A 20,651-nucleotide genomic window follows, 5' to 3' on the forward strand; every position below is an offset into this window, starting at 1 on the left:
CAACCACACGCGATATCGCTATGACAATCGGGGGCAACTGGTTGAAAAAGCGGTGGCTGAAACCGAGGATCGTATTCAATATGCGTATGATGAAGTTGGTAACCGTGCTTCCATGACCGATAGTAGCGGCCAAAGCAGCTACGCGTATGATGGAAACAACCGTTTGCTGGAAGTCGCGAAGGACGGAAAGGTTCAACTTACGTATACGTATGATGCGGTAGGCAATGTGAAGAGCTTGACGGATAAAACGGGCTTTACGACGAGCTATACGTATGACAAATCGAGCCGGATGAGTACGGTAACGGGACAAGGGAAGACGACGTCCTATAGCTACGATGAGAACGGGAACCGTACATCCATTGCTTACGCGGGTGGAGTGCAGGAAAACTACACCTTCGACCGCAATAGCCAGCTGCTAAAGCTGGTTAATACGAAGGCGGACGGTGCTGTACTATCCGAATACAGCTATACGTATGACTTGACGGGTAACCAGCTCACGAAAACGGACAGCTACGGTGCGACGAATTACGGGTATGATGAGGTTGGACGCATCGTGAAAGCGGAAGCGCCAGGTAAAACGACGGTCTTCACATATGACCGCAGCGGCAATCGTCAATCGATGCTGGAGACGTATACGTCGGAGCAGCCGACGGGCTACACCGATCCGATCAGCAAAGCAGAGCTGACATATATCGTGAAGCGCAGCGAATATATGTATTCGAATGCGAACGAGCTGCTGCAGCTGACGGAGCAGATGAAGGATGCAGCGGGCGAAGAGGTACTGGAGAAGAAGGTCATTTCCCTGTTTGACAACAACGGGAATGAAGTCCGTCAGCAGACGAGCTATTTGCGTCCGCATAGCCGAGGGATGAATCAGGTAACGGGAGCGAATCCATATGGGGATGAGCAGACCGAGGAAATTAGCAGCCTGCTGGAGAAGGTGAACAACACCTTTGACGGCTTAAACCGTCTGACGCAAGCGATTAATGTTCAGGGTGGAGAGCGTTCGACCGTTGAATACGCGTATGATGGAGACGATCTTCGAACGCAGAAAACGGTACGCAGCTCGGCAGACGGCTACGCGGAGCAAGTGACGAACTACTTATATGACCGTCAATACGTCATTCTGGAGACGGATAAAGCGGACGCGGTCAGTGTGCGCTATGTGAAGGGCATTAACTATATCGCTCGAATCGACCAAGCGGACAAACTGTCGTATTTCCTATTCAACGGCCATGGTGACGTTGTTCAGACGGTGGATGAGCAGGGAACAATTGAGAACCAATATGACTATGATGTATTCGGTAGCCCGACGCTGACGATTGAGCTGTATGAAAGCACAATCCGCTACTCGGGAGAGTTTTATGATGCGGAAGTAGGCTTGTATTACCTGCGGGCGCGTTATTACGATCCGTATGTGGGAAGGTTTATATCCGAGGATACGTATCGTGGACGTTCGGACAAGCCACTGAGTTTGAATTTATACACGTATGTATTGAATAATCCGTTAATCTTTATTGACCCTACCGGACATGCAGAAACATCGTTAAGAGAACTGGCAGGAGCAACGGGATCAACGATTGTGTTTGATGCCCAAACCAAGAAAACGACCGTCACACTTGTAGATGGGTATAGTGTAGTGTTTGATCCCAATCAGAAGGATAAAAATGGGAATGCAATCGTCACGATAAAGAATGGCAGAGTGATGATTGAAAACAAAACGTTTGATCAGATGATGACGGGATCAAGAACTGTTAAAGATGGAACGATTTATGCGAAAATCGATTCAACTGTCGTGTCAGCAGTAAAAGATAAGAATGGAAAAGTGACGGAGGTAGGGAAGGTTGCGGTTGTGACCGTAGTAGCCAAACAGTCGAATAAATATACAACCGGATCTAATAACCTGCCAGAGCTGAAAATGACTACGCTCAGAAATAGTACGGTCATCTATGATACAACGAATAACAATCAAGTATTAAGCCTAAGATCGGTTTTTGATTTGCCTGCGTATTTGCAAAAACCGATAAAGAGCGGAGACCTTACTCTCTCCTATGTTGCCCTTGTGGGGTATGCAATGAGAGATGGGGAAATCAGCGCAGACGAAAAAAAACAATTGAATCTAAACAAAGGTCAGATAGGTATACTGGAAACCTCTGCTGTTGGCGAACAAAATGGGATGACTTTGGGACAAATGTCATATCTTTATGGTCAACAATACCCAACCGTGAATTTCATGGCAGTAGTTGGAATTGGTGGACTGAAAATTGGCCAGCCTGTATCAGCCCCTATGACAGTTGTTAATAAAGGAAAGGGAAAAACAACGACGACAGGGAAGAAAACACCCTCGGGCGGATGCAACTGTTTTACAGCAGGGACAAAGGTATTAACAGACGAAGGGGAGAAGAATATTGAAGACATTGAAGTCGGAGATAGGGTTCTCGCCAAGTCTGAGTACGATTCTAATGGAGAGTTAGCTTACAAGGAAGTAACAGCTTTATACCGCAACCAGCGTGATGATATTATTAAGCTGCACGTTGGGGAGCAAGTCATTGAGACGACCGACAACCATCCGTTTTGGATTGAAGGAAAAGGGTGGGTTTTCGCAGACGAACTTCAAGTGGGCGATAAACTCCAAAAGGCTGATGGAAGTAACTTGATGATTGACAAGATCGAATTTGTTAAGCTAGATGAGCCTGTTACAGTGTATAACTTTACGGTTGCCGATTATCACACGTATTATGTAACGGATTTGGGCATTTGGGTGCATAATACAGAGGGATGTCTTCGTCCTGAAGCTAAATATCTTAAATCAGGTAAACATGGGGTTAAATGGACAGAAGGCCCGGCAACTGCTAAGAGTACAGGAAAACCTCAAGGACAATGGAGTAAAGAGGATTTAGAATTTGCCGGAACAAAAGCTAGTACCTTGGAAAAGGGACAGGGGGCTTGGTTTGATCTTCCTCCAGGCTCTACATCTGTAGTTCACATGCCGGATGGCACAACGGTGCCTGCAACTAGAATGTGGGTAAGAAATAATGGAACAGGTACTTTCCATGGATATCCGGCCCCATAATAGCAAAGGAGATTCAAAGATGTCATTTACAATTCAAGCAAGTTGTCCGAGATTTACGGATATATTTGATCGTGATGCGGAAAATTTATCAGATGCAATAGAAAGTTCATTTCCGCTATTAACTGAAAATGTCGTGATTAAATGGAATTATGTACCGATATTATTGAGTTATAAATATGATATTAGTATTATGATTGATGATATTTTAGAAATTTTAGAAGTAATAAAAGAAGACTCAGGTACAAAGACTGTTTATTGGGCCTCAAATACATTTGCACATGTATGGCATTTGTCATGGGATTCAACACAGTTAGTGATTAATGCCGAGTGGGGAGATATAGCAGGAGGGATGGAACTATTATTACAAAATAGTGGAAATGTAACTTTGAAAAGACAATCATTTGTTTCAGAATGGAAAAGAGTATTGCGAAACTTAATTACTGCATTGGTTAAATCGGGGTATTCGGAAGACAAGCTTCCGGGAATGAAACGTTTGGTTCATGAGTATGAAGCAATAGAATCGGAAGGGAATATCTATTGATAACTGGATAAAGTAAGTGTATTTGTTGGGGCCTTGAAAGATATTCTCTTTCAAGGTCTTTTTTTTCACCCAGTGTCGAGTGAATCGGATGGCATATACAGGAAGAACTTAACTCTCATAACCTCCGTATGTTATTTCTCCGAAACAACTGTACGCACATACAAAATGCCTGAGAATATAACCCCTTTGTCTGAATCTGCGTTCCCGTCATAGCCTTAAAATTGTCAGATACCACCGTATTTGAATGTCAAAGCCTTACCTTTGTTTTCTTACAGCTTTCTCAAAATCCAATGAAAATGTAAGAAATCCTTGCTGTTTTACCGATTAAGCCACAACTCTGCAATGAGAGAACTCGACCACTATAGCGAGGGTAAGGAAATTCGAGGATTTTCATCTGCAACGATTTGTCCATTTGCTCCGATAGTTACTGTGCAAACGCAATTTGGTGACGACCAGTTTACATATACAGGTGAGGTAACGTTCAGGCTAGCCGCCTTGCCCTCTAATTATAGCCGGAAATTCATTAAAAAATTTCCGATGGGGGCTGAACATGGAAGGCGTGAAAGTATCAATAGACCGTATTGTTGTGGATTTTATAAATGTACAGTGGACGTTCTTTAATCCACTTCGTGAAAGGCTTTGTCAATACTGTAATGCCGCATTCTACGTGAAAGATAGAGGATTTAAGTATCATGTACGAGTGAGGGAAGGAAGATATTGGGTGCATCTTTCTTATCAGCTTGTCTATGCCAAAATGGCAAGGAAGCATACGCTTCGGCTAGAATGTCCGCCCGAATCGCTTGTCCATTTCCGTTCGTGGATTTCTGAGATTGGAAATCACGCGACAGACATTATGCATGTTCGTTCTGAGGTGGCTTTTGACATCCCATTGTCTTTATCTGAACTGTTCGTTCTGTCGTTGACTGGGCGGAACATGAAGAAAAGAAAGGGAACGTATTACTCAAACGAGCGTTATCAACGGCAAGTTGCCGGATATTGCAGGGTGTATGACAAAAGGTTGGAACTGTTACAAAGGCGAGGAATAGCCATTGAAGGAGAATTAACGAGGTTTGAAATCGTGTATAAGCCGGATGACAAGATAGCGATGGACAAGCTTGTTCAGTATCCACCGCAGTTTAACCGATTGTATTTATGCGCCCATGCCATTGAACTTGAACCATTAAAGCCAAAGCTGTTGCGGCAGGTTCAGGGCATGATGCGTGGTGAACTAGAGCAAAAGGACGTGACTTACTATTATCGAAGTCAGATGAAAGTAGAGATGAGCAATCGTACCGTTCTCGACTTCGATACGGTAGCGGCAAAACAGTGGGAGGAAGCAATAACCATTCCATGTGCGATTTTGGGCGGCGTAATCAGCAAAGTCCCTGTCGCCTAGTAAGGCTACTCGTCCTCCATAACAATCAATTCGTGTAATTGAATGTCCAGTGCTTTACAAATAACCTCAAATTTACTCAGATGCACTCGATCTACTTCATTGGAACAAAGATGGCTAATTGTGTTTGGTCTCAAACCAGTCAGTCGGGCTAGCTCACGTTGAGACATGTTTCGTTCAGTGAGAATGTTTTTAAGTTTAACGACAACGGGCATGATGGCAGACCTTCTTTCTGAAAACAGCTATTCCTCATTCATTATACCTTCTTACTTCGTGTTACAATAATCTCGATTATCGTAACGGAGGGGGAGGAAACAGCATGAAAGTTATCGGTTATGTCAGAGTTTCAACAAGTGGACAAGCGAAAGACGGTTATAGCTTGTCCTATCAGCAGGATGAAATCCGTTCCTACTGTGAACAGCAAGGATGGGACTTGCAGGACATCTTTACGGATGAAGGAATTAGTGGGGCGAAGGTTGACGAAGATGCGCTTGAGGTGGACAGAATGGGCTTTCAGACGATGCTAACCGCTATTGCCGCCCAAGATGTGGAGGCGGTTGTTGTCCTTAACACAAGCCGTTTATGGCGGTCTGACATCGTGAAAGTTCTTGTTCATCGGGAGTTTAAGAAGTATGGTGTGGACGTAAAAAGTATCGAACAGCCGACCTACAGCATCTACAAGAAAGACCCAAGCGACTTCTTAATCAATGGACTTATGGAATTATTGGATGCTTACCAACGCTTGGAAATTTCGATGAAGCTAAGTCGAGGACGCAACAAGAAGGCACAGCAGGGCGGCTACGCAGGTGGGAGAGCGGCGTTCGGGTACAAAGCTAGTAAAGGACACAAGGCAATTGAGATTAATCTTGATGAAGTATTAGCCGTTCAACGAGTATTTGAACTAAAGGAATTATTCCCTGATTGGTCATTATCGCAATTGGCGTATCAAATGAACTATGACCGTTTTACTACGGCTCAAGGCAAGAAGTTTACGAAAGTACAGATTAAGCGAATCCTTTTCCGCAAGGCGTTCTACCAAGGACTTTATCTATACGGCGATATTCAAGCGGATGGGCTTCACCAAGCCATTATATAGGCGGTGGGGCGTTTGAGCGAACACGAACGAATGGACACCTATAATCAATATGTTGAGCAGGAAGATACGTTTTGCAAGCAGTTAGAAACGTTGGAGCAATGCCAATGGGCGATGTTTGACCATATCTTTCGGTATGGTGAACAGTTTAATAGGCTGATGGTCGAGGAAGTATTAATGAAAGTGCATCAAATGGAAGTGAATGTACGATTGGAATTATTGCATCTACGCTTGGAGAAAGCCTTTCTAGCGAATGACATGGAACAACATTAACGCTGACTTATAGCGTTTACAGAAGAAGAATGGACACGCTTACCCTTCAATGTACGTCTTCGGGCGAATACTAAACAGACGATGCGGCTATTCTTTTTCCCTAAACGCTATAAGGCGAGGGGGACAACAACGATGAGACACCGTAAAGAACAATATATCTATGTTGGCGTAGACTTACATAAGCGGACACATACCGCTGTTGTTATCAATTGTTGGAACGAGAAGCTAGAGGTCATTGAGTTCGAGAATAAGCCGTCTGCATTTCCGGCGGTGGTAAACAAAGTCAAGAAGCATGTGCAGGACGGCATGACGATTGTATTTGGACTTGAGGATGTGGGCGGCTACGACAGGTCACTTGCTGTTTATTTGGTCGAAAATCACTTCCTCGTCAAAGAGGTCAATGCCGCTTTATCCAACTGGAAGCGTCGAAGCTATGCCATGACGGAGAAGCATGACAGTTGGGATGCGGAGAACATTGCCAAGTTGTTACTGGACGAACTGGACAGATTGCCAACGGCTCAACCGCACGATGATTACTGGATTCTAAAGCAATTAGTCATGCGGCGGTACAGTCTACGAGACACGCTTGTCATGCTCAAAAATCAGCTTCATTCGCAATTAAGCTACAACTATCCAAGTTACAGCAAGTTCTTCTCCGAAGTGGATGGGAGAACAGCGTTAGCCGTATGGCATGAATATCCTTCACCGTATCTATTGGAGGACGTGACACTAGAAGCTTTGGCAGAGTTCTTGCGGAAGAACAGCAATAACGTATGTTCAACGAAGAAAGCTACGCTCATCCTTGAGAGTGTTCAAGCGGATGGCAATACAAAGCGTAACGGTCAGGAATACCGTGATTTCCTTGTCCGAAGCCATGTAAACCAAATTCGTGACGTTCACCGTGAAATCAGTGACGTTGAAGACAATATCCGTGACATTATGCAGAAGCTAGATTTTAAGCTGAACACGTTTACTGGCATTGATAACGTAACCGCTTCGGCTATCGTAGCGGAAGTCGGAGACATTGCCCGATTTACGAGTGCAGACAAGCTAGCGAAGTATGCAGGTCTGACACCAAGCCAAATGAGCAGTGGCGGCAGGGGAAAAGACCGCAATCAGCGACAAGGAAATAGAGCATTGAACAAGATTCTGTGGGGGCTAGCCGTAAGACAAGTTCAAACCGCTAGAACGTCCAAGAAGCCGCTCAATCCGCTTTTTCATGCGTATTACGAAAAGCGACTAGGCGAAGGCAAAAAGAAGAAACAGGCAATCATCTGCATTATGAGAAGGCTTGTGAACATCCTTTACAGCATGATGAAGAACAAAACGGAATACAGGCTTGCTTCTTTGCCTGAAACATTGGCAAGTTGATATATAATGGTGGTAGCTGAAACAGTTGCCGCCTTTCTTCCCTGAATCAAGTTTATAACTAACGAAGGAGAGAAACCTATCGAAGACATTAAGGTCGGAGATGTGGTTCTTGCTAAATCGGATGAGACTGGAGAAGTTGCATATAAAGAAGTCGTAGGGCTGTTCCAGAAGCAGGCTGATGAAATTTAAAAGGTTTACATTGGTGATGAAGTAATCGAAGCAACGGCGGAGCATCCATTCTGGGTTGACGGTAAGGGATGGGCGGAAGTTAAAGACCTAAAAGTAGGCGACTTACTTGTTTCTAGTGATGGTACTACACTTGCGATAGACAAGTTTGAGAAAGAGCCACGAGAAGCAAGGGTTTATAATTTTGAGGTTGCGGATTTTCAGTCGTACTTTGTTTCAAATCTTGGAGTTTGGGTGCATAATTGTAATGTTAATAAACTTTTAGACAAAATGCCCGAATTTACTGGTTCTACTAGAGAAAAATTGTTATCTGCTGTTCAAAGTGTAGATCTCAGAGGATTCATAAATGAACTTTATAGACCTGGTGCAAAAGTTGGAGATGGGGGAACTGCTGCTATACTTACAAAGGAGTTTCTCGATAGTGCTTTTCCAACGCATCTACAAAAAGCTCAAGATCAGTTAAGAGTGTTAAATAAGCTAGCGAAATCCGGGAAACTTAGCCTTAATGACCTAGATATACTTGATGCTTTAGCAGATGATTTAGAAAAGGAACTAAGACTGTTTAAATAGAGGAGTTGGTGGATATGAGTAAAAAATCGGAAGAATTCTTTAGAATAATGTTGGATTTCTTACCGTCTGCTGAAGATGAGTATAGAGAATCAATCGAGTATTACGGTGAGGTGCTAGAAACTATCATAATTGAGAGAGTATTCATGCCGAAAATAATTAAATTATTAAGCGAGGAAAGAAACATCAATCTGCTAGAAAGTATATTTAATTATTTTGAAGAAGTATCTAATTGCGAAGATACTCAATTAAAGAACAATTTTTCAGTCACGGTGTTAGAAATACTCGGGAATGACAGATCGATTCTCGAGACTGCACGAAAATACATGGGATCTAAAACGATAGAACTTCAAATAGAAGCTGACCGAGATTTAGGTAGGAGAGTCTAGTCAGCACAGACTCATAAGATTTTGAAGGTTATCCATTATGGATAACCGTCAGGCTGTCGAGAAAGTCTCGACAGCCTAGAAACCTAGAGAAAGTCCTCATGGTTTTCTCTTTTTACCTCCACCCAGTTCCGAATGAATTGAGCGTATAAACTGCACCATCTGGTAACGGTAAGGACCCGTACAACATCATAGTGACGCGAAATGTTTATGATGCAGCAGATAATTTGATTAAAGTTATTGATGCCAAAGGTCATGCATCAGCAGTAACGGGCGTGCAGCGCTATGGAACGGTGTATAGCTATGGTTTGGCGAATCGCTTCATTGCTCAGGCAGAGCTAGAAGCCGCGCTGCAAAATAATCAATAAAAAGTTGGAGACGATGAATTGCTGCTATACTAACACATGAGTTTTACGAGGGTTCGTCAACGCATCTAAAAAAGCGCGGGAACGGTTTGATAATTTAAATAATCTAGCGAAATCCGGGAAACTTGGTCTTAATGAATTAGATATAGTTGATGCTTTAAGAGATGATTTAGAGAATGCAATAAGACTATTTAACTAGAGGAGTCGGTGCATGTGAATAAAAAATCGGAAGAATTCTTGAGAAAAATGTTAGATTTCTTACCGTCAACTGAAGCTGAGTATAGAAAATCAATCGAGTTTAACGGTGAGGTACTAGAAACGGTCATCATTGAGGACGTTTTTATGCCTGAAATAATTAAACTATTAAAAGAGGAAAGGAACGTCAATCTGCTAGAAAGTATATTTAATTATTTTGAAGAAGTATCTAATTGCGAAGATACTCAATTAAAGAACAATTTTTCAGTTACGGTGCTGGAAATACTCGGAAATGACAAATCGATTCTAGTGACTGCACAGAAATACATGGGAACTAAAACGATACAACTTCAAATAGAAGCTGATAGAGCATTAGGTAGAATTTAGTCAACACAGACTTACAAGATATTGACGGTTATCCATATTGGATAACCGTTTTGCTTTATTCCGAGTCAGAGGAGGGCTAATACCGAATGTACTCCTCATTAAACCAATAACACATCTAGACGTATATAATTTTAAAGTAGAAGATTTTTATACCTACTTTGTTAGTGATTTCGGGATCTGGGTGCATAATACAAATACGAATGATTGTACACCTGGGGGGACGGGCAATATTTCTCCAGTTATTAAAAATGGAAAAGTGATTATTGAATCTGCCCAAGTCAATCCAAATGAATTTAATGGTAAGACTGCAGTCCAAATTGCAAAGATGCTAAGTGATCAAGGTTATGATGTTACTGTTCAAGCGTCTACTAAATCACGTTCAGGTGCAATGATAATTAAAATAAATAACACAGGAGGCGAGCGAAATATAACTCAGTTTCAAGTATCACCCGGCGGTGGTAGACATGGGGAAAGTCCATATGTAAAAATAAGTACTAGTAATCAAGGAACTATCAAAATTGTTGATGGGAAATCCGAGAACTATGTTTATCAATGAAAAGAAAAAGAAACCACAACAATTATTTTTACTGAGAGGTGATTAAGTGATTAATCTCAATGCTCCCATACTTCCTTGGGTGGGGATAGGTGGCTTAAGTCTCCACAGTCATATTAGTAACTATTACCCCTTACTAGTTAATGAGGATGTACAAGCAAAACTTCTAGGGAAATTTCTGATAAGATATGAAATTAATGAGTCAGTTGACCTATGGTTCAATTTAATGAATGGTAAACTGTTTAAAATAACAGCATTAAATAAATATAGGGGAATGCTGTTTGGAAAAATTAGAATCGGGATGCATATTAATGAGGTCCTAAGTATTGAACCAAGTTTTGAATATGATGATTTTGAGGAAGTTTACTGTAGTAGTAAAGGTATATATATAGAAACTAACCCTGTTAATGAAACTGTCATGTGGATATCGGTTTTTGTAAGAGAGAGTGAAAATCAAGACTTTGAGGATGGAAACTGGTAATAAACTGTTTCGCATCTAAAAGAAGACTAAATAAGAAGACCTTTAAGGAATAAGTTTAATTTGAAGTGTTCCCCTTATATTGGAGATTGGAAGAACACCTAGACAACAAGCTGACCTCGGTACTTAACCGGAGTCGGCTTGTTTAGCTTATACTGGACCCTAAGTGATTTGTGTTACAAATCGATAGCGTTGCATAGATGTTCTCTGAATCTTCAATGAATGAGATGAATCGTCTTACACAAACGAGCCGCAAGGTGAATGGATAGGATGGGGTCAAACATTTTGCGTATGATGAAATGGGAATATAGCGGAGGAAACGAATGAGTGCGGTTATGTGATGAAGTACGCCTTTGATGAGCTTAATCATGTAGCGGCAGTTACGGATGGAGGAGGGTGGCAAGTAATGTTAAAGGGACTTCATTTCTGAGTCAGGAGAAAAGATTACTGTAGATAAAATATTTATTTTTTTATAAAATGTAATAGTATTACAGGTGTGTGTATCATCCTACAGTACCAGAAAGGTGATCAAATGAATAAATATCCAATAGGAGTCACTCCTGAGGCAAGACTTAACCTTATTAAAAAATTTGATTTATCAGATACTCATCACATTGATTGGGAATATATAGTTGCAGATCATTCTAGGCTACAAGAATTTATTCAAAGCTATAAATCATTTAATTGGAATGTAGATGAAAAGTACGCTCTTATGGCCATTATTGTGGCTTCATACGAAGATGAGCTTCAAGTATGCAAGGAAGAAAAAACGATTTGGAATGAGATTCGAAGTATTCTTATAACTGATTTGGAAATTCATATTGACACAATAATTTATTGGTCACTAAAGGAGGCTGATTTAACCTCAGAAGAAATTGAGGAAGGCGGCTTTTTGATAACAAAAAGAATGATAGAAGTTTATGAATTTTGTAATATTCTAAATCTTGTAGGTGAAAATCGATGGGATTCATATAACAGTTAGTCAAGAAATACAAAAGTTTGGTAGTCATACTTTCCTGCTTGATAAGGTTAAACAATGGATGTGTAGGCCAATTTTATTCTCTGTAAAGGTGGTACGATGTTCCAAGTTGATTCATATTTAATGAAACCAAAGTGTAATGTTACTGATTTAAAAGATGTAGTTAATGATCCTCAAAGCTATTTTGTTGAAGTCACTGATTCGGCAGGATTACAAGGAATCTATAATAGCATGGATTTTCAGTATCTTAACGGAGCTATTTGTCTAAAGTATTACGGTGAAAGTATGTTGGATATGAGGTATTGGGATCTGGTTGATCAATTATGGGCGTACATTATGAATCTAATTGATGCTGTACTTCAAAAAGGTGAAGGAAGTGAAATTACCAGTTTCGTGTTACCTAAAAATGATTTTCTGATCGCATTAATTCAAGGTGCAGAACAGTTTTTTACCTGCATGACTAATTCGTTTAGTTCTGATTGTGATTATTCTTATGAGTTAGAAAGAATAGAAAGATTAAAACGGGAACTACAATAGTGTAACTGACCCTTGGCTTCACAAATGTAGAGTGAGGTGTCGCATATTGAAACGTGAAGAAGCAGTTCTCCATATTATCAAAAATACGATTCAAATTATGAACAATACAATGAGGTATGAAGTATTGTTAAACTGCTGGGGAAGAGATCAAGAAGAAGCTATTTTCAATCATTTACCGGATTTGCTTAAGCATGAAATATTGAATTCTGATGAACCGCCTGAGTATGTAATGGATGACAAATACAATGTACTTATTATCGAAGCTCTAAAAGTTAAATATATTGGTGTCAGAAATGAATTTTTATCTAAAAGAATATCCGAGCTATTAAACGCTAGTCATTTGGTAGAGGGAGTGCAGGAGAAACTACTAACTTGCCCTTGTTGTGAATATCAGACGCTTCTAAAAAAAGGTGAATATGATATCTGTCCAGTATGTTTTTGGGAAGATGATGGAAACATAGATCCACAATACTATAGCTCACCGAATCGGATGACCCTTGTCCAAGCCCGTGAGAATTTTATTAATTTTGGTGCAGTTGACAAATCGTCGGTACAATTCCTTGAAGCGGATAGACTTGAGTTGTATAGCAAAAAAATATAAAAATATGCTTGGCGTTGGGGAAAACGAATGAATCAAGCGGATAAGTTCAACCAACTTATGACGGTCAAAGAAACGTACAGCACCATTTTTGAAAGTAATATAATAATTGTCATATCAAATTCAAAGGAGGTAAGTAATGGAATTTGAAATGAAGTATGTTAAGTTAATGCTTAATAGAGAAACGGAAACTACAGAAGAATTATTGTTATATGAAGAAGCGCCTGATGATGAGGATATGATCCTCGTTAAGATGAAAATTAATGGTCGTATAGTTAACATTAAAGGTGAAAATTTCTTTTCCGCACTTTTAGCACTAAGAGAAGTTTTAGAAATAGAAAACATTCAAATCGTATGCAATGGTGCTGCTAAAAACGTTTATCCATCACCTATGCAATTGTCTATGGGGTATGGAAGTAAAGCCTATAAGTTAATTTGGGGTCAACAAGCTAAAAATGCAGATGTAGTCGATATTTTTGACTGTGATGAGGGATTAGAATTTGTTGGTAGAGAAGAACAGTCAAAATACTATTCTGACTGGTTGAGAAGTGTAATGGGGTAGGAGAGAATAGATATACGCGATAGCTCCCGAAAAGCTGAAAGATACAATTAAACTAAAAAAGAATTAATAATCTTATCGTTGGTAATAGCCTTGCTGTGGAGAGAGTTTCAACATCTGACGATAGGAGAGCATTTGTGGTTGTCAGTACTGTTGGAAGAGTTGAGAAATTAAATTCGACAGATACCTCCAAATTGGAATACTGGCTCCGGAAATATGACTTTTCTATCAAGATACCTATTTATAGTGACCTGGGGAAAATCCAAGGTCATTTTTTGATTTTGTGAAATAGTTTGTTTAAATTCCAAAACCTCCTAAAATGGAAGTAATGAAATGCTGATAACAAAATGAGCGTGGGAGATTAATTTTGTTAATAAATTCCATGAAATGACATAAGAAGATGCCTCGCCAGTTAAATCAGGAGTAAATAAAATAACAGACGTGGAGGGAATAGTTATAGCTCCTGAGAAATTTTGGTAGAAGTTTAATAATCAAAATCATTAATCAATTACTCGCAAAAATGGCTCTAGATGAGCAACTGGAGCTTCATGGAAGGATTTCACCTAGAGCCTTGCATAACATTTACAATGTCAGGGGTAAGGTTAACATGCACCCTCATGTGAAGGAGCATATTGCTTTCGCCTATTTTAGTGGAAAAATCGCCGAACAGGGGCAAGTAGATAAGTCGCTTTTTAATGAAATGCTGCTTGAATATAAAGCGAATGGGTTCACTGGCCTAGAGAGTATTTTAATTACTGAGATGAAAAAAGACGGCTTAAGTCTGGCTCAAGTAATAGAAGCTGGACGCGATCAAGTCGTGAATTTACTCTATTTGCGAGCATACCAAGCTTTGGATTTTGCACTGGTTCAGGGGGCTATATCAGAAAGCACAATGATTTATGGGTTGCTTATATGCAAAAAAACAAGATAGCCATTGTAGTATGTGAGTGAGGTTAATTTTTATGAAAAGGATGGTTACGATGTCTATATACATAACGGGCGATATTCACGGATCAATCAGCGTTGGGAAACGTTTTAACTCTAAAAATTTTCCTGTGGGAAAAACGCTGACCAAAAATGACTACGTCATTATAGCTGGTGATTTTGGCTTGCTATGGGCGGGGGATCGAGAAGACTGGTATTGGCTCAATTGGCTAACGAATAAACCTTGGACTACTTTATTTATAGATGGGAACCACGAAAATTTCAATCTTCTTGAATCCTATCCGGTTGAGGAGTAGAAGGGCGGCAAGATGCTTCACCATTACCTTGTCCCTTTATATAGATCTATAAATTCTCAAACTTGTCGGGGGGCATAACTCCTCAACAATCATATGACACTCGCCTAATTTTGAAAATGGTGGTAATTTGTCGAAAAACAAATTGTATTGTCGAATACCTCTGTACATTCGACACATTTTTCTTATGAATCCACCCAATCACCTATATATAGGTGTATTTGTTGTTTTAAGTAATACAAAAAACTTGGGATTGAATTTTAGACACTCATTATTTCCAGAGAGTCATCAACGGTAGGCGCTTGCCGGCCCCGCTCGTGACTTTCACCCTCGAGATGATCATGCTGGACATACTAAAAAAGCTCTTGGAATTCAATCCATGAGCTTTTTCGGCTTCTTACGTTTATGTGATTATTTTTTTCCTGCTAATTAAATTCCCATTGTTGTCATATTCATAGTAGATTTTTGTCCCGTCGGGATACGTTATTGTCTTGAGCTGCCCCGCAGCATTGTACTCGTACTGGGTTTTTGTCAGATCAAGATAGGTACTTAAAGCAACAAAGACAAAACCTGCTGTTGGGCCCGGTGCCGCTCCTTTAGTTATTATGTCACTCTTCCCATCCCCGTTAACATCTGCCAACCATAAGCTTGAGGTATCATTAACAATTTTACGGCCTGAATTCCAGGTCCATGGTTCAAAGCCTGTTCCGGTACTTAATGAAAAATTTACCCAACCGTCATTAATTGCTCCGGCTTCGCCTACACCCAGTAAATCTGTTTTCCCATCCCCATCCACATCTGCAAAAGCGATACCGCTGTTATTATCAAACATTTTGGAGCCTGAATCCCAGGTCCACCATGGATAGCCGGTTCCATTACTTAAACTAACATATACTTGGCCAGAATTCGCGGCACCAGTTTGTCCTTTGGAGACCAAATCTGATTTCCCATCTCCATTTATGTCGGCAAACCACATACTGCCGTTATCATCAATCATCCGTCTACCTGAATACCAGTTCCAAAACGGGTAACTGCTTCCTGTGCTTAAGGAAACATACACAAAACCTGCATTCGCAGCACCCGGTTGACCTTTGGTAAGAAGATCGGCCTTCTTATCACCATTTACATCTGCAAGCCAAATGGTACTGTTATCATCAATCATTCGTTTTCCCGAACTCCATGTCCATGCTGGGTAACCAGTTCCGTTGCTCAGAGCCACATATACAAAGCCTGCATTCGATGCTCCGGCTTCACCTTTGATGATTAAATCTGTTTTACCATCTCCATTGACATCGTCGAACCACAGCTTACTATTGTCCTCAAGTATTCTTGCACTCGAATTCCATGTCCAGCCCGAATATCCATTTCCGTTACTAAGAGATACATATATATAACCCGCATTTAATGCTCCAGCCTGTCCTTTAGTAATCATATCTGCCTTGCCATCCCCGTTTACATCGGCAAACCAGATCGTACTATTATCATCAATCATCCGTTTCCCGGAATACCAGGTCCATGATGGATAGCCGGTTCCGTTACTTAATGCTACATATACAAAACCTGCATTCCATGCCCCTGCCTCACCCTTAGTAATCATATCTGCCTTGCCATCTCCGTTTACATCGGCAAACCACATATTGCTGTTGTCCTCAAGTATTCTTGCGCTTGAATTCCAGGTCCAAGGCATGTAGCCTGCTGCAGCATTCGCGGCACTTATTTTATCGGCGCCATAAGTTGAACTCATAGTAAAAAGTATACCTAGTGCTAAGATTAATCGTCTAATTATTCCAAGCTTACCTGAATTCCGCCATATCTTAATAATCACAAAAAAACCTCCACATTCATTTGTTTGCTATGTATGTATTAAACGCAAGAAAAATACTAATATAATGTAACAGATATTCTATTCCAAGCATAGTTAAATCTACCTGTGAATTCGAAACTAACTCCGTGCCACTTGGGGGTGTAAGTCGAAATTTTACCGTGTAACGCGAACGGCAGTTAGTAACGTTCGTTATATTTCCGGATCTTCGACCATTCAATGACAATACTCCCCAAAATCTTTTACTACTTTATCTATCTTAATAACACTATTAGAACTTTACCCGAAAATATCAAATGGGTTAAATCTTCAATAAAAAACTAAAGCTAATTATGTAGAAATAAGATGAAAAAGATAGAAGATTTTGTTTTGTTGAGCGAAAATAATAAATTCATATTGAAAATCGACATATAAAGACAAAATTCGACAAAATCTCCTAATGAATAAAAGGATATAACCATGATATATTTATCACTGGGTCTTTTTGCGTAGGGAAATAATATATGCCACTTTATAGGTTTTACTTTATAGGTTTTACTTTATATAATTATTGGATTTTTCGAGATTATCCGAATTGGAGGGGTATTATGCTTACCGATTTTAGTTATAAAAAAATAACTATCACTTTACTGCTTTTAATTTCAATTATAGCAACACTTACTCCAAAGACATTTGCGAATTTATCAAATTCATCCAAAGAGGCATTATTAGCGCATAATAATGAAAACCTTATTATAAATTCAGATTTTGAATTGATGGAGCAAAATGGAAGGGCTAAAAATTGGGGGATTTATGGTGCTGCAGATTTTAGTGTAGTCAGTAATCAAGGGATAGGCGGCTCAAAGGCTCAAAAAATAATGGTATCTAATCTAGCTATAGGTAATGCAGTTTCTGTGGATCAGATTGTTGAAGTAGTTCCGAACACTCCATTTGTATTGAGTGGAAGATTTAACATCGAATCCTTGTCGAATGCTAAAGCTGAACTCCATGCTGATTTTTATAGCCCTGATGCCTATCTTTCTTCAACTGTACTCGAACTTCCACAAATAAGTACAAATGGTTTTGTTACTCTATCTGGTCATGGTGAAATTCCTGAAAAAGCTACCATAATGAGGATTTATGCATTAATTCGTTCTACAGGAGGTAACGGAGCGGGCACCATATATGTAGATTCTATTAAATTAGCATATACAACTGATAAAAATTTAGTTGTGAATTCAGATTTTAAACAATCTACACCAGGTAATAATCTAGCAAATTCATGGTCCCTATTTTCTTCGAGTACATCTCAATTTTCATTAGTGGATAACCCGTCATCAATTGGAAAAAAGCTTCAAAAAATAGCGGTATCTAATCTAAAGAAAAATGAATTCAGCAGTATATACCAAGTGATTAATGTTTCCCCAAAACAATTGTTTAATGTGAATAGTCGAGTTTTAGTTGAATCTTTAACAAATGCCAAGGTCCAAATTTATGCCGACTTTATGAATGGCAGCCGTTATGTGGGTGCGAAAATAGTAGATTTAGAAAATATTACTTCTGGAGGCTATGCGACAATATCTGGTTTTGGTGAAATACCTGAATCAGCGACAAGTGTGACTCTGCATGTAATGATTAGGGCACAAAATGATAATGCTTCAGGTGTTGTTTATATTGATAACATAAATTTTGAATATGCAGCTGAAGAAAACCAATTGAAAAATGGAAGCTTTGAATTACTAAATCAGGGAAATAATAATTCGGGCATGAATGCAGACAGCTGGTTATATACAAGCAGTGCCCATTCTGCTTTTGAACTTGTTACAGATCAAGTATCGGATGGGCTTTATGCACAAAAAATTACGACTTCTACGTTAGCTAATAATCAGTATGTAGGTATCAGTCAAGTTTTAAAAGTCACTCCTGGTGAAGCCTATTCAGTAAGCGGACGATTAAAAGTTGATCAAATTCATCATGCCAAAGTACAGCTATATTTAGATTTTTCAACTACTAATTCATTTGTTTCGGCCAATATCATCGAGCTCCCTGTTACGACCTTTGGCGAATATATTAATGTTTCTAATATGGGGGTAGTGCCGCAAAATGCAGTGTTTGTTCGAATTTACGCTATTATCCGTTCGCTGGATTCAGACGGAGCGGGCACATTCTTCGTAGATGACATGAGATTTAGTCAGGAATCCAACCTCTTGCGAAATGCAAATTTTGAACGGGAAAAATCCGGGGAAAATGTTGTTCAGGATTGGAAGCTTGTGAAGCCTGTAAGCTCGATTGAGGTTAATCAGGTAATTAAGAATCAGTCCCAGCCTGATGGGCAAATGAATGTTTACTCTAGTTCAGGTTTACTTAATTATTCGACCCAAGCTAAAAATGAAAAACGATTAAATACCTTTTATAAATATGATTTAAATGGGAACTTGATTAAAAAGCTGAGCCTGTTAGCAAATAATAGCCACACCCTAATTTATCAAGGGAGTAAGTCGCAAAAGGTGGCGGGCTCTTGGATTCCTAAAAATGAATTTTATAGCATCTCTCAAACCTTCATAGTTAAACCGAATCTATCCTATAAAGTGTCAGGTCATATAAATGTGGAGATGCTTTATAACTCAAAGCTGCAATTATATGTTGATTTCTACGATTTTTCTGGAAACTTTATTTCAAGCAATATAACCAATGCTGTACTAACGAATGGGCAATATATGTTGCTAGAGAATCAAGGGCAAACGCCTAACCAAGCTAGTTTTGCAAAGCTGCATTTCTTACTAAGAGCCAATGAAGCAGATGCTGCGGGGATTTTTTATGTGGATAAAGCAGCGTTTTATTACAGCTAGATGAAAGGGAAATGAGATAATGAGTAAATTCTTTAAAACACTTAATATCATACTTTTATGTGCATTATTGATTCTATCTGTATTACCTGCACCAGAATCTGCATTTGCTGCTACATCTGCAACATACGAAGGAAAAACTTTCAGTGCTAGTCATAATCAAGACTATATTGATATTTATATTGATGGAGTAGAACGAACTAGGACGCTTGTGAATACGAAACAAGAAGTTGAGGTTTATGATGTCTATATTATGTCTATTGATAATGTTGCTATAAAAACTGTTATTGATAGTTATTCAGTACCTCAGCCTGTTTTAGTTGTTACTTGGACGCAGTACCGAAATACGGGTTCGATTCAGAAAATATACGAGGCAAACATAAACAATCTTGTAGCTGGTAGTGTAGCTACACCGACTTTTTCTAGAAATGGTGACTTGGTTTCTATTGTATTTCCTGAGAATGCGATTCATAAAAAATATCGTATTGCTTCAGGGGCATGGCAAAATTACACAACTCCCTTATCGACGACGAATGGGATTGAGGCGGTAGGTGCAGATAAATTTGGGCATGTATCGAGTATAGGCTATTTTCAAAATTCAACCCCCCCACAAATTGCACTTAGTGTTAATACTACAGCGCTTGCTCGTTTCGTAACCATTACAGCAAATATTACAGATAAGCTTGGCATAGTAGATAAAAAATATGCTCTAGGTAATTATAGTGTTGCGTATATGTCTCAAAATGGAATAGGTACCTCAATATCAAGCTTTTCAACAAATTTTCAAGTTTATGAAAATGGGACATATACCGTATATGCAAAAAACAATGCAGGGCTAATGTCAGTGAAAACCATACAGATTTCCAATATTGACAGAGATCCTCCAACTAAACCCGTTATTTTGATAAGTCCGGCTGAGCCTGCTTATGATTATACAGTTACTATTAATTACTCTTCAGATTCAACAAAAAAAGAGTTTCGAATTGGCAGCGGCACTTGGCAGCCGTATACGAAAGAGCTGCATATTGATTACAACACGATTATATATGCTAGGGCAGCGGATCAGCTAGGAAATGAGTCCGAAGTATCGCAGTTGGTCAACAATAATATCAAACATGCAAGTGAATATAATTATGATGCAAATGGTAGATTAATTAAATTGGGAGTCTGTAAAATATTCTGTGTAAACTCTCAAACCCTATTACAATAGAAGAAAGGCTGGTTTGAGAGGA

At 39.5% G+C, this 20,651-nt stretch carries 22 protein-coding genes and 1 pseudogene; 21 read left to right on the forward strand and 2 right to left on the reverse strand.

What is annotated here, in order from left to right; all coding sequences use genetic code 11:
• The 3 genes from WH37_RS32260 to WH37_RS32270 form a co-directional block, all read left to right on the forward strand.
• Positions 1–3,073 (forward strand): polymorphic toxin-type HINT domain-containing protein (locus tag WH37_RS32260; RefSeq protein ID WP_046234777.1); only part of this gene is annotated, 3,073 nt, incomplete at its 5' end.
• Between the two features lie 19 nt (positions 3,074–3,092).
• Complete coding sequence (locus WH37_RS32265) at positions 3,093–3,614, forward strand: hypothetical protein (RefSeq protein WP_046234778.1); 522 nt, start codon at positions 3,093–3,095, stop codon at positions 3,612–3,614.
• Positions 3,615–4,164: 550 nt separating this feature from the next.
• Positions 4,165–5,010 carry a hypothetical protein gene (locus WH37_RS32270; RefSeq protein ID WP_046234779.1) on the forward strand — a complete coding sequence of 282 codons (846 nt, stop codon included), beginning with the start codon at positions 4,165–4,167 and terminating at the stop codon, positions 5,008–5,010.
• 5 nt (positions 5,011–5,015) lie between these two features.
• On the opposite strand, the gene WH37_RS32275 is transcribed toward WH37_RS32270, so the two are convergent.
• Positions 5,016–5,222: a helix-turn-helix domain-containing protein gene (locus WH37_RS32275; protein ID WP_046234780.1), complete on the reverse strand. Its 207-nt coding sequence runs from the start codon at positions 5,220–5,222 to the stop codon at positions 5,016–5,018.
• 104 nt (positions 5,223–5,326) lie between these two features.
• Here WH37_RS32275 and WH37_RS32280 point away from each other — a divergent pair, with 104 nt between their 5' ends.
• The 16 genes and pseudogenes from WH37_RS32280 (at position 5,327) to WH37_RS32345 (ending at position 14,775) form a co-directional block, all read left to right on the forward strand.
• Entirely contained in the window at positions 5,327–6,103 is a 777-nt protein-coding gene (locus WH37_RS32280; RefSeq protein WP_046234781.1) for a recombinase family protein, read from the forward strand.
• A gap of 12 nt (positions 6,104–6,115) precedes the next feature.
• Positions 6,116–6,373, forward strand: coding sequence for a hypothetical protein (locus WH37_RS32285; RefSeq protein WP_046234782.1), 258 nt, complete (start codon positions 6,116–6,118; stop codon positions 6,371–6,373).
• A gap of 132 nt (positions 6,374–6,505) precedes the next feature.
• On the forward strand, positions 6,506–7,744 hold the full coding sequence (locus WH37_RS32290) for an IS110 family RNA-guided transposase (protein WP_046234783.1): 1,239 nt from the start codon (positions 6,506–6,508) through the stop codon (positions 7,742–7,744).
• A gap of 102 nt (positions 7,745–7,846) precedes the next feature.
• Positions 7,847–8,113, forward strand: a pseudogene (locus WH37_RS37280) (polymorphic toxin-type HINT domain-containing protein); the annotation flags it as partial.
• 51 nt (positions 8,114–8,164) lie between these two features.
• Entirely contained in the window at positions 8,165–8,500 is a 336-nt protein-coding gene (locus WH37_RS37285; RefSeq protein WP_046234784.1) for a hypothetical protein, read from the forward strand.
• A 14-nt stretch (positions 8,501–8,514) separates the two neighbouring features.
• Complete coding sequence (locus WH37_RS32300) at positions 8,515–8,886, forward strand: DUF7674 family protein (protein WP_046234785.1); 372 nt, start codon at positions 8,515–8,517, stop codon at positions 8,884–8,886.
• A gap of 191 nt (positions 8,887–9,077) precedes the next feature.
• The gene (locus WH37_RS35870; RefSeq protein ID WP_156182430.1) at positions 9,078–9,251 is read left to right on the forward strand and encodes a hypothetical protein; all 174 of its coding nucleotides are present in this window, start codon (positions 9,078–9,080) and stop codon (positions 9,249–9,251) included.
• 210 nt (positions 9,252–9,461) lie between these two features.
• A complete protein-coding gene (locus WH37_RS32305; RefSeq protein ID WP_046234786.1) occupies positions 9,462–9,830 on the forward strand; it encodes a DUF7674 family protein in 369 nt (122 codons plus the stop codon).
• A gap of 37 nt (positions 9,831–9,867) precedes the next feature.
• On the forward strand, positions 9,868–10,386 hold the full coding sequence (locus WH37_RS32310; protein ID WP_046234787.1) for a hypothetical protein: 519 nt from the start codon (positions 9,868–9,870) through the stop codon (positions 10,384–10,386).
• 46 nt (positions 10,387–10,432) lie between these two features.
• A complete protein-coding gene (locus WH37_RS32315; protein WP_046234788.1) occupies positions 10,433–10,864 on the forward strand; it encodes a hypothetical protein in 432 nt (143 codons plus the stop codon).
• Positions 10,865–11,393: 529 nt separating this feature from the next.
• Positions 11,394–11,843: a hypothetical protein gene (locus WH37_RS32320; RefSeq protein ID WP_052737407.1), complete on the forward strand. Its 450-nt coding sequence runs from the start codon at positions 11,394–11,396 to the stop codon at positions 11,841–11,843.
• Between the two features lie 96 nt (positions 11,844–11,939).
• Entirely contained in the window at positions 11,940–12,377 is a 438-nt protein-coding gene (locus WH37_RS32325; RefSeq protein ID WP_046234789.1) for a hypothetical protein, read from the forward strand.
• Between the two features lie 46 nt (positions 12,378–12,423).
• The gene (locus WH37_RS32330) at positions 12,424–12,978 is read left to right on the forward strand and encodes a CPCC family cysteine-rich protein (protein ID WP_046234790.1); all 555 of its coding nucleotides are present in this window, start codon (positions 12,424–12,426) and stop codon (positions 12,976–12,978) included.
• Positions 12,979–13,114: 136 nt separating this feature from the next.
• On the forward strand, positions 13,115–13,537 hold the full coding sequence (locus tag WH37_RS32335; RefSeq protein WP_046234791.1) for a hypothetical protein: 423 nt from the start codon (positions 13,115–13,117) through the stop codon (positions 13,535–13,537).
• 604 nt (positions 13,538–14,141) lie between these two features.
• The gene (locus WH37_RS32340; RefSeq protein ID WP_046234792.1) at positions 14,142–14,465 is read left to right on the forward strand and encodes a hypothetical protein; all 324 of its coding nucleotides are present in this window, start codon (positions 14,142–14,144) and stop codon (positions 14,463–14,465) included.
• A 49-nt stretch (positions 14,466–14,514) separates the two neighbouring features.
• The gene (locus tag WH37_RS32345) at positions 14,515–14,775 is read left to right on the forward strand and encodes a metallophosphoesterase family protein (protein ID WP_046234797.1); all 261 of its coding nucleotides are present in this window, start codon (positions 14,515–14,517) and stop codon (positions 14,773–14,775) included.
• A 400-nt stretch (positions 14,776–15,175) separates the two neighbouring features.
• On the opposite strand, the gene WH37_RS32350 is transcribed toward WH37_RS32345, so the two are convergent.
• The gene (locus WH37_RS32350; protein ID WP_046234793.1) at positions 15,176–16,597 is read right to left on the reverse strand and encodes an FG-GAP-like repeat-containing protein; all 1,422 of its coding nucleotides are present in this window, start codon (positions 16,595–16,597) and stop codon (positions 15,176–15,178) included.
• A 584-nt stretch (positions 16,598–17,181) separates the two neighbouring features.
• On the opposite strand from WH37_RS32350, the gene WH37_RS32355 reads away from it, so the two are divergent.
• Complete coding sequence (locus tag WH37_RS32355; protein WP_046234794.1) at positions 17,182–19,422, forward strand: hypothetical protein; 2,241 nt, start codon at positions 17,182–17,184, stop codon at positions 19,420–19,422.
• 19 nt (positions 19,423–19,441) lie between these two features.
• A complete protein-coding gene (locus tag WH37_RS32360) occupies positions 19,442–20,629 on the forward strand; it encodes a hypothetical protein (RefSeq protein WP_046234795.1) in 1,188 nt (395 codons plus the stop codon).
• Positions 20,630–20,651 lie beyond the last annotated feature (22 nt).

Origin of the sequence: Paenibacillus algorifonticola, from assembly GCF_000971975.1 — a bacterium.
Lineage (GTDB): Bacteria > Bacillota > Bacilli > Paenibacillales > Paenibacillaceae > Pristimantibacillus > Pristimantibacillus algorifonticola.

Coding starts and splice junctions, on each gene's coding strand:
- WH37_RS32265 (WP_046234778.1), top strand. CDS start 3,093: ATGTCATTTACAATTCAAGCAAGTTGTCCGAGATTTACGGATATATTT.
- WH37_RS32270 (WP_046234779.1), top strand. CDS start 4,165: ATGGAAGGCGTGAAAGTATCAATAGACCGTATTGTTGTGGATTTTATA.
- WH37_RS32275 (WP_046234780.1), bottom strand. CDS start 5,222: ATGCCCGTTGTCGTTAAACTTAAAAACATTCTCACTGAACGAAACATG.
- WH37_RS32280 (WP_046234781.1), top strand. CDS start 5,327: ATGAAAGTTATCGGTTATGTCAGAGTTTCAACAAGTGGACAAGCGAAA.
- WH37_RS32290 (WP_046234783.1), top strand. CDS start 6,506: ATGAGACACCGTAAAGAACAATATATCTATGTTGGCGTAGACTTACAT.
- WH37_RS32300 (WP_046234785.1), top strand. CDS start 8,515: ATGAGTAAAAAATCGGAAGAATTCTTTAGAATAATGTTGGATTTCTTA.
- WH37_RS32320 (WP_052737407.1), top strand. CDS start 11,394: ATGAATAAATATCCAATAGGAGTCACTCCTGAGGCAAGACTTAACCTT.
- WH37_RS32325 (WP_046234789.1), top strand. CDS start 11,940: ATGTTCCAAGTTGATTCATATTTAATGAAACCAAAGTGTAATGTTACT.
- WH37_RS32335 (WP_046234791.1), top strand. CDS start 13,115: ATGGAATTTGAAATGAAGTATGTTAAGTTAATGCTTAATAGAGAAACG.
- WH37_RS32340 (WP_046234792.1), top strand. CDS start 14,142: ATGCACCCTCATGTGAAGGAGCATATTGCTTTCGCCTATTTTAGTGGA.
- WH37_RS32345 (WP_046234797.1), top strand. CDS start 14,515: ATGTCTATATACATAACGGGCGATATTCACGGATCAATCAGCGTTGGG.
- WH37_RS32355 (WP_046234794.1), top strand. CDS start 17,182: ATGCTTACCGATTTTAGTTATAAAAAAATAACTATCACTTTACTGCTT.
- WH37_RS32360 (WP_046234795.1), top strand. CDS start 19,442: ATGAGTAAATTCTTTAAAACACTTAATATCATACTTTTATGTGCATTA.